At 70.3% G+C, this 13,769-nt stretch carries 11 protein-coding genes; 2 read left to right on the top strand and 9 right to left on the bottom strand.

The window, feature by feature from the left end; genetic code table 11:
- Positions 1-84: 84 nt before the first annotated feature.
- The 4 genes from EV562_RS19710 to EV562_RS19695 form a co-directional block, all read right to left on the bottom strand.
- Entirely contained in the window at positions 85-1,440 is a 1,356-nt protein-coding gene (locus EV562_RS19710) for a replication-associated recombination protein A (RefSeq protein WP_133888110.1), read from the bottom strand.
- Between the two features lie 69 nt (positions 1,441-1,509).
- Entirely contained in the window at positions 1,510-2,172 is a 663-nt protein-coding gene (locus tag EV562_RS19705) for a vitamin K epoxide reductase family protein (RefSeq protein WP_166661889.1), read from the bottom strand.
- Positions 2,173-2,364: 192 nt separating this feature from the next.
- Positions 2,365-3,627, bottom strand: coding sequence for a histidine--tRNA ligase (gene hisS, locus EV562_RS19700; RefSeq protein WP_133888108.1), 1,263 nt, complete (start codon positions 3,625-3,627; stop codon positions 2,365-2,367).
- 11 nt (positions 3,628-3,638) lie between these two features.
- The gene (locus EV562_RS19695) at positions 3,639-4,346 is read right to left on the bottom strand and encodes an MBL fold metallo-hydrolase (protein ID WP_133888107.1); all 708 of its coding nucleotides are present in this window, start codon (positions 4,344-4,346) and stop codon (positions 3,639-3,641) included.
- 183 nt (positions 4,347-4,529) lie between these two features.
- Here EV562_RS19695 and EV562_RS19690 point away from each other — a divergent pair, with 183 nt between their 5' ends.
- Positions 4,530-5,366 carry a peptidylprolyl isomerase gene (locus EV562_RS19690; RefSeq protein ID WP_133888106.1) on the top strand — a complete coding sequence of 279 codons (837 nt, stop codon included), beginning with the start codon at positions 4,530-4,532 and terminating at the stop codon, positions 5,364-5,366.
- A gap of 135 nt (positions 5,367-5,501) precedes the next feature.
- Entirely contained in the window at positions 5,502-6,731 is a 1,230-nt protein-coding gene (locus EV562_RS19685; protein ID WP_133888105.1) for a DUF349 domain-containing protein, read from the top strand.
- Between the two features lie 78 nt (positions 6,732-6,809).
- Here EV562_RS19685 and relA read toward each other — a convergent pair whose 3' ends face one another.
- The 5 genes from relA to yajC all read right to left on the bottom strand — a co-directional run bounded on the left by relA (position 6,810) and on the right by yajC (position 13,678).
- Positions 6,810-9,353 carry a GTP pyrophosphokinase gene (gene relA / locus EV562_RS19680; protein WP_133888104.1) on the bottom strand — a complete coding sequence of 848 codons (2,544 nt, stop codon included), beginning with the start codon at positions 9,351-9,353 and terminating at the stop codon, positions 6,810-6,812.
- A gap of 172 nt (positions 9,354-9,525) precedes the next feature.
- The gene (locus EV562_RS19670; protein WP_133888103.1) at positions 9,526-10,074 is read right to left on the bottom strand and encodes an adenine phosphoribosyltransferase; all 549 of its coding nucleotides are present in this window, start codon (positions 10,072-10,074) and stop codon (positions 9,526-9,528) included.
- On the bottom strand, positions 10,071-11,192 hold the full coding sequence (gene secF, locus EV562_RS19665) for a protein translocase subunit SecF (RefSeq protein WP_133888102.1): 1,122 nt from the start codon (positions 11,190-11,192) through the stop codon (positions 10,071-10,073). Before secF ends, EV562_RS19670 begins: the two co-directional genes overlap by 4 nt.
- Positions 11,193-11,195: 3 nt before the next feature.
- Positions 11,196-13,031: a protein translocase subunit SecD gene (secD, locus tag EV562_RS19660; protein ID WP_166661888.1), complete on the bottom strand. Its 1,836-nt coding sequence runs from the start codon at positions 13,029-13,031 to the stop codon at positions 11,196-11,198.
- 134 nt (positions 13,032-13,165) lie between these two features.
- Positions 13,166-13,678: a preprotein translocase subunit YajC gene (yajC, locus tag EV562_RS19655; RefSeq protein WP_133888101.1), complete on the bottom strand. Its 513-nt coding sequence runs from the start codon at positions 13,676-13,678 to the stop codon at positions 13,166-13,168.
- Between the last annotated feature and the right edge of the window lie 91 nt (positions 13,679-13,769).

Genomic DNA, 13,769 nt, shown 5'->3' with positions numbered 1-13,769 from the left:
CTCCTGGAACCCGCTGGGGGTTCCGGCCGGTTGTCCCGTTCTGACTGCACGGGACTCGGCACTCCGGGCGATTCTACAGGCTGCTCAGGTGGGCTTGCGACCGAGGTGCCCGCGGGTCCACTCCACCGCGTCCGCGTACCGGGCCTCGGCGCCGTGCCGGGTCGGCGTGTAGTAGGTGCGGTCCTTCAGCTCGTCCGGCGCGTACTGCTGGGCGGCGATGCCCTCGGGCAGGTCGTGCGGGTACACGTACCCCTGCCCGTGTCCGAGCTTGCCGGCGCCCTTGTAGTGACTGTCGCGCAGATGCGCGGGGACCGGTCCGGCGTGCCCCTTGCGCACGTCCTCCAGGGCGGCGCCGATGGCGGTGGTCGCGGCGTTGGACTTCGGGGCCAGCGCCAGGGCGATGGTGGCGTGGCTGAGGGTGAGGGCGGCCTCCGGGAAGCCGATCATGGCAACGGCCTGGGCGGCGGCGACGGCGATCTGCAGCGCCTGCGGATCGGCCAGGCCGATGTCCTCGCTGGCGGAGATCATCAGTCGCCGCGCGATGAAGCGGGGGTCCTCGCCTGCCTCGATCATCCGGGCCAGGTAGTGCAGGGCGGCGTCGACGTCGGAGCCGCGGATGGACTTGATCAGGGCGCTGGCGACGTCGTAGTGCTGGTCGCCGTCGCGGTCGTACTTCACCGCCGCCCGGTCGACCGTCTCCTCCAGCGTGGTCAGGCCGATCTCCGCCTCGCCCTTGTCGAGCGCGGCCCCGGCGGCGGCCTCCAGCGCGGTCAGCGCACGGCGGGCGTCGCCGCCCGCGATGCGCAGCAGGTGCGCCTCGGTGTCCTCGGGGAGCGCGACGGCGCCGCCCAGTCCCCGCTCGTCGGCGAGGGCGCGGCGGAGCAGGCCGCGCACGTCGTCGTCGGTGAGGGGTTCGAGGGTGAGCAGGAGGGAGCGGGAGAGCAGCGGGGAGATCACCGAGAAGTACGGGTTCTCGGTGGTGGCGGCGATCAGGGTGACCCAGCGGTTCTCGACGGCCGGGAGCAGGGAGTCCTGCTGGGCCTTGCTGAAGCGGTGGATCTCGTCGAGGAAGAGGACGGTCTCCTTGCCGTACCCGCCGACCGCGCGGCGGGCGCCGTCGATGACCGCGCGGACCTCCTTGACGCCGGCGGTGATCGCCGACAGCTCCACGAACCGCTTGTTGGTGGCCTTGGAGACGACGTACGCCAGGGTGGTCTTGCCGGTGCCCGGCGGGCCCCAGAGGATGACCGAGGACGGTCCCGCGGGGCCGGAGGCGCCCTCGCCGACCAGACGGCGCAGGGGGGATCCGGGCTTGAGCAGGTGCTGCTGGCCGACGACCTCGTCGAGGGTGCGCGGACGCATCCGCACGGCGAGGGGGCTGCCGGTCGGGTCCTTCTCCTGGCGTTCTTCGGCTGCGGCGGTGAACAGATCGGGCTCCACGTCCTGAACCCTAAAGGACCGCACCGACAACGCGACGGGCCCGGTGGGCCCGTCCTCCCGCCGGACCGGTCAGCTGGTCCAGAAGTCCCACCAGCGGGTGAGGATCATCATGCCGATGATGCCGATGTGCAGCACCGGCAGGACCCAGGTGAACTCGCCGAAGAAGCCGCGCAGCCAGCCGGGCGCGGGCAGGAAGCCCTTGCGGACGTTGAAGGACGTCACGTACCAGAACATCAGGATCGTGGCGACCCAGGCCAGGCAGCACCACAGGCACAGCGCGTTGATCCGGTACAGGGACTGGAACTGGAGCCAGGACACGAAGCCGACGCCGAACAGGCAGCCCGCGTTGAAGGTGAGCCAGTACCAGCGCGGGAACGTGGCGCGGGCGAGCAGGCTCATGCCGACGCAGACGACGACGGCGTAGGCGGCGAGGCCGAGCATCGGGTTCGGGAACCCGAAGACGGAGGCCTGGTCGCTCTCCATGACGCTGCCGCAGGAGACGACGGGGTTGAGGCTGCAGCCGGGTGTGAAGGTGGTGCCCGCGATCTTGGCCTCGAGCAGCTTCTGCTTGTCGATCGTGATGACCCACGCGGCGAGCAGGCCGGCCGCGCCCGTGATCACCAGCAGCAGCGCGAGGGCCCGGCTGCCGCCTTCGGTGCGCGGGGTGCGGGCCCTGGGGTCCGGCGCGGACTCGTCCACGGTGGAGACGTCCTTCACTGTCGTCTTGCTCATCACGCCGATTCCGTCACTGGAGGGTCGGACCTGCTTCGGGCAGGGGCCATTGTGCCGCACGACCCTGTAGGGGCACCGTTCGATGAACATATGAACGGATCGGCGATCACCCCGGAGCGCTGCCTTCCGGCCACCGTCCGTTCTCCAGGGGCACACGCGTACGGAACGCGTGCCCCTGGAGGGTGCGGATCGCTAGCCGCGCCGCGATTCCAGCTCGGCCACGATCTCGTTGACACCGATCGCGGTCTGCTCGCCGGACTCCATGTCCTTGAGCTGGACGACGCCTTCGGCGAGGTCGCGCTCGCCGAGGACCAGGGCGTAGCGGGCGCCGGAGCGGTTGGCCGCCTTCATCGCGGCCTTCAGGCCCTTGCCGCCGTAGGAGAAGTCGGCGGCGACGCCGTTCTTGCGCAGCTCGGTGACCTTGGCGAACAGGATCCGGCGGGCCTCCTCGCCGAGCGGGACGGCGAAGACGGAGGTGGCCGACGGGATGTCCAGTTCGATGCCCTCCGCCTCCAGGGCGAGGACGGTGCGGTCGACGCCGAGGGCCCAGCCGACCGAGGGCAGGGAGGGGCCGCCGATCATCTCGGACAGGCCGTCGTAGCGGCCGCCGCCACCCACCGCGGACTGGGAGCCGAGGCCGTCGTGGACGAACTCGAACGTCGTGCGCGTGTAGTAGTCCAGGCCGCGCACCAGCTTCGGGTCGTCCTCGAAGACCACACCGGCCGCCGTGATCAGCTCGCGCACCTCCTCGTGGTACGCCTTGCAGGCGTCGCACAGGTAGTCGCGCAGCAGCGGGGCGCCGGTGAGCTGCTTCTGCACGTCCGGGCGCTTGTCGTCCAGGACCCGCAGCGGGTTGATCTCGGCGCGGCGCAGGGTGTCCTCGTCCAGGTCGAGCCCCCGCAGGAACTCCTGCAGCGCGGCCCGGTAGACGGGACGGCACTCCTGGTCGCCCAGGGAGTTGAGCAGGATGCGGAAGTTCTGCAGGCCGAGCGCGCGGTACGACTGGTCGGCCAGGATGATCAGTTCGGCGTCCAGGGCCGGGTCCTCGGCACCGATCGCCTCGGCACCGACCTGGGAGAAGTGCCGGTAACGGCCCTTCTGGGGGCGCTCGTAGCGGTACTGCGAGCCCGAGTACCAGACCTTCACCGGCAGGTTGCCCGCCTTGTGCAGGTTGGCCTCGAGGACCGCGCGCAGCACGGGGGCGGTGGTCTCCGGGCGCAGGGCGAGGCGGTCGCCGCCCTTGGTCTCGAAGACGTACATCTCCTTGGTCACGATGTCGGTGGACTCACCGACACCGCGCGCGAACAGCTCGACGTTCTCGAAACCGGGCGTCTCGATGTAGCCGTAGCCGGAGTTGCGCAGCGGGGCGGCGATCGCCTCGCGGACCGCCAGGAACTTGGCGGAGTCGGGCGGCAGCAGGTCGTACGTGCCCTTGGGGGCCTTGAAGGTGCTCACGGAAGGTCTCGTCACATTCCTCGTCGGGGAGCCCCGGGGGCTCCCTGGCCGGATGCCACCTGCCGCAGGTACGGGTTGGTGGCGCGCTCCTGGCCGATGGTCGTCTGGGGGCCGTGTCCGGACAGCACCACGGTCGAGTCGTCGAGCGGCAGGCACACGCGTGCCAGGGACTCGAGCATGTCGTCCATGGAGCCACCGGGGAAGTCGGTGCGTCCGATGGAGCCGGCGAACAGCAGGTCGCCCGAGAACATGACCGGCGGGACGTCCGCCGCCTCGGGCAGGCCGAAGGTCACCGACCCCTTGGTATGGCCCGGTGCGTGCGCGACCGACAGGTCCAGGCCGGCCAGCTCCAGCCGCGCGCCGTCGGTCAGCTCCTTGACGTCGTCCGGCTCCCCGACGGTCAGCTCGCCCATGAGCGGCATGCCGATGGTGCGGCCGATCCCCTTCTCCGGGTCGCTCATCATGTAGCGGTCCTCGGGGTGGATCCAGGCCGGCACGTCGTGGGCACCGCACACCGGGACGACCGAGGCCACGTGGTCGATGTGGCCGTGGGTGAGGACGACGGCGACGGGCTTGAGCCGATGTCTGCGGATCGCGTCCTCGACTCCGGGGGCCGCCTGGTGGCCCGGGTCGATGATCACGCACTCCTCTCCGGCGGCCGGGGCGACGAGATAACAGTTCGTCCCCCAGGCCCCGGCGGGGAACCCGGCAATGAGCACGATCGTCCTTCGTTTGGGTCGGTACGGGTGGGCTTGCGAACGGATCGCGCCCATGGTCAGAGCCTACCGGCGGTGCCGATTCCTCAGCGAACCCATATACGGTACGGGGCTACACGCCCACGGTCGGCTCATCGCACCCACGCGTACCGGTCGGCACACGAAGACGCATGAGGAGAGAACCCGGTGGTCACCCAGGAGCAGCGGCGGCGTCAGCTCGCCCGGGAGAAGTTCTTGCGGCAGCAGCAGCGACGTACCTCCGCACGACGCAAGGCGCGCATGCGCAACGCCGCGATCGCGTCCGTGCTCGGCGTGATCCTGATCGGCAGCGTCGCGCTGTACACGACCGGCGTGGTCCTGGGGGACGACGACGACAGCAAGACGAGCGCGGGCGCGGAGGCGACGCCGAGCGCCTCGGCGCCGAGCAAGGCGCCGGACCCGTGCGAGAAGCCGGCCGACGGCAAGGTCAAGACGCAGACCTGGAAGAAGGAACCTGCGATGACCGTCGACGAGTCGGCGAAGTACACGATGAAGCTGGCGACCACGTGCGGTGACATAGACATCGCGCTGAAGGCGAAGGCGGCGCCGCACACCGTCAACTCGTTCGACTTCCTTGCCGGGAAGGGCTACTTCGACCACACCAAGTGCCACCGGCTCACCACCGAGGGCATCTACGTGCTCCAGTGCGGCGACCCCACGGCGCAGGGCAACGGCGGTCCCGGCTACAACATCCCGGACGAGAACCTGAAGGACAAGAGCCTGAAGGACAACGTGTACCCGGCGGGCACGGTGGCGATGGCGAACACCGGCCAGCCCGGCTCCGGCGGCAGCCAGTTCTTCCTGGTGTACCAGGACAGCCAGCTGCCCCCGAGCTACACGCCGTTCGGCACGGTGTCCGAGGGAGGCATGTCGGTCCTGAAGAAGATCGCCTCCGCGGGGGCCCAGGCCGCGGACCCCACGACCGGCAACACCGCGCCCAACGCGACGGTCGTGATCGACAAGGCGACGGTCACGAAATCCTGACCCTCATCAGCGGAAGTTCGGTCGTGCGGGATGCGGACAGGCCACCCGCCGGTCGCCTATGTTGGCCGTGACGAAACTGTGGACGATGCCCGGGGGTAGCGAAGCCCTCCGCAGGCATCATGTGGAGGAGGCGCTGTGAGCAGCGACCCGTGGGGCCGCGTCGACGAGACGGGGACCGTGTACGTGCGTACGGCCGACGGCGAGCAGGTCGTCGGATCCTGGCAGGCAGGCTCCCCCGAGGAGGCACTGGCCTACTTCGAGCGCAAGTACGAGGGCCTGGTTGTGGAGATCGGCCTCCTCGAGAAGCGGGTGAAGACCACCGACCTGTCGGCCAAGGACGCCCAGGCCGCCGTCGACCATCTGCGCGAGCAGGTGGACGCGCACCACGCGGTCGGTGACCTGGAGGCCCTGCGGGCCCGTCTGGACAAGCTCGTCGCGCTCGTGGAGACGCGGCGCGAGGAGCGCAAGGCGCAGCGGGCCAAGCAGTCCGACGAGGCGCGGGGCGCCAAGGAGGCCCTGGTCGCCGAGGCCGAGGAGCTGGCGCGCTCGGACCAGTGGCGGGCGGCCGGCGAGCGGCTGCGGTCCCTGGTCGACACCTGGAAGGGCCTGCCGCGCCTGGACCGCAAGTCCGACGACGAGCTGTGGCACCGCTTCTCGCACGCCCGCTCGGCGTTCTCCAAGCGCCGTAAGCAGCACTTCGCGCAGCTCGACGCGCAGCGCGAGGAGGCCCGCCGGACCAAGGAGCGTCTGGTCTCGGAGGCCGAGGCACTGTCGAGCTCGACCGACTGGGGACCGACGGCCGCGCGCTACCGCGACCTGATGTCCGAGTGGAAGGCCGCGGGCCGCGCCCAGCGCGAGCACGAGGACGACCTGTGGAACCGCTTCCGCGGCGCCCAGGACGTGTTCTTCGCCGCCCGCAGCTCCGTCTTCGCCGAGCGGGACGCCGAGCAGACGGAGAACCTGAAGCTCAAGGAGGAGCTGGCCGAGGAGGCCGAGAAGCTCGTCCCGGTCACCGACCTGAAGGCGGCCCGTGCCGCGTTCCGCTCGGTCAACGAGCGCTGGGAGGCCGTCGGCCACGTGCCGCGCGACGCCCGGCCGAAGGTCGAGGGGCGGATGCACGCGGTCGAGCGGGCCCTCCAGGAGGCCGAGGAGGCCGAGTGGCGCCGGACCAACCCGGAGGCACGCGCGCGCGCCGAGGGGCTGACCGGGCAGCTCCAGGCCGCCGTGGACAAGCTGCGCGCCCAGATCGAGCAGGCGCGCGGCCAGGGCAACGACGCCAAGGCCGACAAGCTCGCGCGTGAGCTCGAGGGCCGCCAGGCGCTGCTGGACCAGGCGCTCAAGGGCCTGCACGAGTTCGGCGGCTGACGCCGGCGGACCGGCACGAGAGGGGCTCCCGTACGTCGCGTACGGGAGCCCCTCTCGTGTGTGCGCCTGTGCGGCCCGCTACGACGGCCTGCGCGCCGAGGTCACCCTGTACACGTCGTAGACGCCCTCGACGCCGCGTACGGCCTTCAGGACGTGCCCGAGGTGCTTCGGGTCGCCCATCTCGAAGGTGAACCGGGAGGTGGCCACGCGGTCGCGGGAGGTCTGGACGGCCGCCGAGAGGATGTTGACGTGCTGATCGGACAGCACGCGCGTGACGTCCGACAGCAGCCGGGAGCGGTCCAGCGCCTCGACCTGGATGGCGACCAGGAAGACGGAGGACTGGGTGGGCGCCCACTCGACCTCGAGGATGCGCTCGGGCTCCCGGGACAGCGAGTCCACGTTCACGCAGTCGCTGCGGTGGACGGAGACGCCGCTGCCGCGGGTGACGAAGCCGATGATCGGGTCGCCGGGGACGGGCGTGCAACAGCGGGCCAGCTTGACCCACACGTCCTCGACGCCCTTGACGACGACGCCGGGGTCGGCGCTGGTCCGGCGCTTGCGGCCGCGGCCGTGGGCCGGCGGGACCGACTCGTCGATCTCCTCGGTGGCCGCCTCCTCGCCCCCGAGCGCCTGCACCAGCTTCTGCACGATGTTCTGCGCGGAGACATGGCCCTCGCCGATCGCCGCGTACAGCGCGGAGATGTCCGAGTACCGCATCTCGTGCGCGAGCGTGACCAGGGAGTCCCCGGTCAGGATGCGCTGGATCGGCAGGTTCTGCTTGCGCATGGCCCGGACGATGGCGTCCTTGCCCTGCTCGATCGCCTCGTCCCGGCGCTCCTTGGAGAACCAGGCGCGGATCTTGTTGCGGGCGCGCGGCGACTTCACGAAGCCGAGCCAGTCGCGGGAGGGGCCCGCGCCGGCCGCCTTGGAGGTGAAGACCTCCACCAGGTCGCCGTTGTCCAGGGTGGACTCCAGCGGGACCAGACGCCCGTTGACCCGTGCTCCTATGGTCCGGTGACCGACCTCGGTGTGGACGGCGTAGGCGAAGTCCACCGGGGTGGCCCCGGCGGGGAGCGCTATGACGTCGCCCTTGGGGGTGAAGACGAAAACCTCGTTGCGGGACAGGTCGAAGCGCAGGGACTCCAGGAACTCGCCGGGGTCCTCCGTCTCCTTCTGCCAGTCGAGCAGCTGGCGCAGCCACGCCATGTCGTTGAGGTGGTCGTCCTTGCTCTTGCCGGACGCCTTGGGCGCGTCGGTGCGCACCTTGGAGGCACCGGCGACGGCCTCCTGCTTGTACTTCCAGTGCGCGGCGATGCCGTACTCCGCGCGGCGGTGCATGTCGAAGGTGCGGATCTGCAGCTCGACCGGCTTGCCGCCGGGCCCGATGACCGTCGTGTGCAGCGACTGGTACATGTTGAACTTGGGCATCGCGATGTAGTCCTTGAACCGCCCCGGAACCGGGTTCCAGCGGGCGTGGACCGTGCCGAGCGCCGCGTAGCAGTCGCGGACGGTGTCCACCAGGACGCGGATGCCCACCAGGTCGTAGATCTCCGCGAAGTCCCGGCCGCGGACGATCATCTTCTGGTAGACGCTGTAGTAGTGCTTGGGGCGGCCGGTGACGGTCGCCTTGATGCGGGCCGAGCGCAGGTCCTGCTGGACCTCGTCGGTGACGACGGCGAGGTACTCGTCGCGCTTGGGGGCGCGCTCGGCGACCAGGCGGACGATCTCGTCGTACATCTTGGGGTAGAGGATCGCGAAGGCGAGGTCCTCCAGCTCCCACTTGATGGTGTTCATGCCCAGGCGGTGGGCGAGCGGCGCGTAGATCTCCAGGGTCTCGCGCGCCTTCTTCTCCTGCTTCTCGCGCTTGAGATACCGCATGGTGCGCATGTTGTGCAGGCGGTCGGCGAGCTTGATGACCAGGACGCGCGGGTCCTTGGCCATGGCGACGACCATCTTGCGGACCGTCTCGGCCTGCGCGGCCTCGCCGAACTTGACCTTGTCGAGCTTGGTGACGCCGTCGACGAGCAGGGTGACCACGTCGCCGAAGTCGCGGCGCAGGTCCTCCAGGCCGTACTCGGTGTCCTCGACGGTGTCGTGCAGCAGTCCCGCCATCAGCGTGGCCGGATCCATGCCCAGCTCGGCGAGGATGGTGGTGACGGCGAGCGGGTGCGTGATGTACGGGTCGCCGCTCTTGCGCTTCTGGCCCCGGTGCCAGCGCTCGGCGACCTGGTAGGCGCGCTCGATCTGGCGCAGGGTCGCCGTCTCGATCTTCGGGTCGTTGCCGCGCACTATGCGCAGCAGCGGCTCCAGGACCGGGTTGTAGGGGTTGGCGCGCTGCACGCCGAGCCGGGCGAGACGGGCGCGGACGCGGTTGGAGGAGCCGGAGCGGGCGGGCTGCCCGGCGGGGGCGCGGACCACGGGCGCGTTCTGCGGGCGCTCGGACGGGAGCGTCTTGGGGCGCGGCTGCTGCTCGGCCGGCTTGTCGACCGGCGCGGACGCGGCGTGCTGGATCGGCCCACGCGTGTCGTTCTTCGCCTGGGGCGCGCTCGGCGCGGGCTTCGCCGCGGACGCCGAGGCGGACTCGGGCTTTGCGGCGGTCAGTGGCTGGGCCTCGTCTGGCAAGAGGACTCCTCGTGCGCGATCCGGGTCCCCCGGTCAGGCTCCGGATACCCCATGGTAGCGATCCTGTGTCCCAGGATCGCCTTCAGGCCGGTGTGAGGGCCGTCGACTGGTGCAACGCCTGGGGCGGGCGCCGGATTCCTCCGGGCCCGCCCCAGGGTGCGGTGCGTGTGGCTCAGACGGTGAGCAGCGCCGTCAGCGGCGCCCCGGACAGGGCCGGCTCCAGCCGGGCCCGCCCGCCCAGGAACCCCAGCTCCATCAGGACGGCGACGCCCGCGATCTCGGCCCCGGCCCGCCGGATCAGCTCCAGCGAGGCCTCGGCGGTGCCGCCGGTGGCCAGGACGTCGTCGACGACCAATACGCGGTCGTCCGCGCTCAGGTCCTCGGCGTGCACCTCGATCTCGGCGGAGCCGTACTCCAGGTCGTACGCCTGGCTGAGGGTGGCTCCGGGGAGCTTGCCCGCCTTGCGCACGGGGATGAAGCCGAGGCCGGCCCGCAGGGCCACCGGGGCGCCGAGGATGAAGCCGCGGGCCTCCAGGCCGACGACCTTGGTGGCACCGGTGCGCCCGGCGACCTCGGCGAGCGCGTCGGTCAGCGCGGCGAACGCCGCCGGGTCCGCCAGGAGCGGGGTGATGTCCTTGAACACCACGCCCGGCTCCGGGTGGTCCGACACGTCCCGGATGCGGCTCAGGAGCAGCTCCGTGAGGCCGGTGGTTCCGGTCATCGGCGCTTCCCCGAGGGCCGGCCGCGTCCCCTGCCGCGGGACGCGGGCTGGTTCCGCGGGCCGACGACCGCCGGCGCCGCGTCGTCGGGCTCGTCGTCCGCGTACGGCGTCTCCTCCTCGGCGTCCGGCGCCTGCTCGCCCTTGGCCGCCGTCTGGGCCCGCTTGGCCAGGACCCGCTTCTTGAGGGCCTTCATCTGCGGCTCGGCCTCCTTGAGGTCGGCGACGAGCGGCGTGGCGATGAAGATCGACGAGTAGGCGCCCGCGGCGAGGCCGACGAACAGCGACAGCGAGATGTCGTTGAGCATGCCGGCGCCGAGGACACCGCCGCCGATGAACAGCAGGCCGCCCACCGGCAGCAGGGCCACCACCGTGGTGTTGATGGAACGGACCAGGGTGCTGTTGATCGACCGGTTGGCGATCTCCGCGTAGGTCCAGCGGGTCTGCTTGGTGATGTCCCGCGTCTGTTCCTTCAGGCTGTCGAAGACGACGACCGTGTCGTAGAGCGAGTAACCGAGGATCGTCAGCAGACCGATCACGGTGCCCGGGGTGACCTCGAAGCCGACGAGGGCGTAGATGCCCACCGTGATGGTGATGTCGTGGATCAGCGCGACGAAGGCGGCCAGTGCCATCCGCCACTCGAACGCGATCGCCAGGTAGATCACCACGAGGACCATGAAGATCCCGAGGCCCTGCCAGGCCTTGTTCGCGATCTGGTCGCCCCAGCTGGGACCGACCAGGTCGGCGTTGATCTTCTCCGCCGGGACGTTCAGGTCCTTGGAGAGTTCGTCCTTGATCTGGTCCGACTGCCCGGTGTCGGTGCCCGCGATCTGGATGCGCAGGCTGCCGTCGCCGAGCTTCTGGACGATCGCGTCGTGCCCGGAGGCCTCCTCCGCCCAGGTCTCGGCCTGGGAGACCGAGGCGCTCATGTTCTTCGGAGTGGTGAAGACCGCGCCGCCCTGGAACTCGATGCCCATGTGCAGGCCGCGCACCGCCAGGCCGACGATGGCCGTGATGGTGATGAGGATCGAGATGCCGTACCAGATCTTGCGGTTCTTGACGAAGTCGTAGCCGACCTCACCGTGGTGCAGTCGGGCGCCGAGCGTGCCGAGCTTCGACATCTCTCACGCCTCCTTCGGGTCGACAGGGCCGGCGGGGCGGGACGGACGGCGGGTGCGGCGCAGCGGGGGCTTGGCGCCCAGCGCCTTCGGGTCGAGGCCCGACCACTTGTGGCCGCTGGCGAAGAACTTGCGCCGGGCCATCAGCGTCAGCAGCGGCTTGGTGAAGAGGAACACCACCACCACGTCCAGCAGGGTCGTCAGACCGAGCGTGAACGCGAAGCCCTGCACCTTGCCGACGGTGACGATGAAGAGCACCGCGGCGGCGAGGAAGGACACGAAGTCGGAGACCAGGATGGTGCGCCGGGCGCGCGGCCAGGCCCGCTCGACGGCGGGACGCAGCGTGCGGCCCTCCCTGATCTCGTCGCGGACGCGTTCGAAGTACACGATGAACGAGTCCGCCGTGATACCGATGGCGACGATGGCACCGCACACCGCCGGCAGGTTCAGGGCGAAGCCGATGGTCGGGCCGAGCAGCGCCATGATCACATAGGTGAGGCCGGCCGAGACGAGCAGCGAGCAGACGGCGATGAACGACAGCCCGCGGTAGTAGAACAGCAGGTAGAGGACGACCAGGGCGAGACCGATCGCGCCCGCGATCAGACCGGCCTTGAGCTGCTCACCGCCGAGCGCGGCGGTGACGGTGGTGACGCTGTCCTCCTTGAAGGTCAGCGGCAGCGCGCCGTAGGACAGCATGTTGGCGAGGCTCTGGGCCTCTTCCTGGTCGAAGCTGCCGGAGATCTCCGCGCTGCCGCCGGTGAGCGCCTGGCTGACGTACGGGTCGGAGACGACCTCGTTGTCCAGGACGATGGCGAACTGGTTCTGCGGGGACTGGTTCTGCGCCAGCTTGCCGGTGATGTCGGCGAACTTCTTGCTGCCCTTGTCCGTGAACTTCATCGTCACGGTCCAGCCGGCCGCGGTCTGCGTGTTGTAGACGGCGTCGGCCTTGTCGACCTCGGTGCCGTCGACCGCCGCGGGGCCGAGGATGTACTTCTGCCACTGGCCCTGCGAGTTCTGACCGCAGGCCACCGTCGAGTCGGCCGGCTTGGCACCCTTGCCGGCCTTGGCACGGGCACCCTTGTCGGTGCAGTCCAGGGCCGCGTACTGCTGCTGCAGCTTGGCGGTGGCGTCGTCGCCTGAGGCGCTGGCGCTCGGCGACGGGGAGGCGCCGTCGGAGCTCTTGGCGGACGGGGTCGGGTCGGCCTTCAGGGCGTCGCTGGCGGCGCGGCCCTGCGTGGTGGCGCTGGCCGACGCGGCGTCGGACGGAGTGCCGCTGCTCGGCTTGTCGCCGTCGGTCGCCTTGTCGCCGTCGGTCGCCTTGTCGCCGTCGGTCGCCTTGTCGCCGTCGGTCGCCTTGTCCGTCGCCTTGTCGGTGGCCTTGTCCGAGGCGCCGCCGGTCTCGCTCGGCGAGGGGCTGCCGGTCGCGTCGGCACCGGAGAGCTCGGTGGCCAGGACGGGACGGAAGTACAGCTTGGCGGTGGTGCCGACCTGCTCCCGGGCTTCCTTCGAGTTCGTCCCCTTGGGGATGTTGACGATGATGTTCCGGTCGCCCTGGGTCTGGACCTCGGCCTCGGAAACACCCAGACCATTGACACGGCGGTTCATGATGTCGACCGCGGTGTCCATGTTGGTCTTGTTGATCGCGGACTCCTGGCCCGCCTCCGGCACGGCCCGGAGTGTGATGCTCGTGCCGCCCGCCAGGTCGATACCGAGACGCGGAGTCGTGTGCCCGGAGGCGAACATGCCTCCGGTGAGCGCCACGATGGCGATCAGGATCAGGGCCAGCGAGCGCCCGGGCTTACTCTGAGCGCTCGCATTCTTTCCCTTTTTAGGTGCTACCACCTTGGTGTACTCCCTCTCGGGCCGCTTCGCGCCCAGAAGGCGTCACCGGCGGCCATCACATGGTGTCCGGATCCGTGCGAGCCGCGCGTCACGCGGGGTGCGCGGGACCCTGTCCCGCGCACCCCGGGCACGGCTTACTTCGCCTCGGAACCGCCGTCGGACTTCTTCGCCTGCTCGTCCGTCTTCGCCTCGGCGGGCGCGGCGTCGACCGTCGGCTCGCCGGCCGTCTCACCGGCCGGCTCTTCGGCCTTCTTGCCGAGGTCGACGGACTTGTCGTCGGAGGAGGCGTCGGCGGGGGCGTCGGTCCCGGTGAGGGAGGAGGCGTCGTCGGGGACGACGTCCGCGTCGGACTTCAGGTCGTACTCGATGCCGTGGACGATGCGGTTGTACTCGTCGTCGGAGAGGACGGCGCCGATGGCGTTCTTGGCGAAGAGCAGCTCCACACCCGGGCCGGCGTCGAGGAGGACCGTGTCGTCGTTGACCTCCTTGACCGTGGCGTACATGCCCCCGATGGTGCGGACACCGGTTCCGGGCTGCATCTCGTTCCGCATGGAGGCGGCCTGCTGCTGCTTCTTCTTCGCCGACCGCGTCATCAGGAACATGGCCCCGATGAGCACGATGAACGGGAGGAGGGTCACGAGACTCACGGGTCGGTACTTCCTTCACACGACCGCGATGGTGAGCGGCCTGGGTTGGGGGTGTGTACGCCGCCGACTAGGGCGGCATCGGCGGAGTCTA

Source organism: Streptomyces sp. BK208 (assembly GCF_004364245.1).
Lineage (GTDB): Bacteria > Actinomycetota > Actinomycetes > Streptomycetales > Streptomycetaceae > Streptomyces.
The sequence above is the reverse complement of the archived record's forward strand: the minus strand, read 5'-3'. Positions and strand labels throughout refer to the sequence as shown.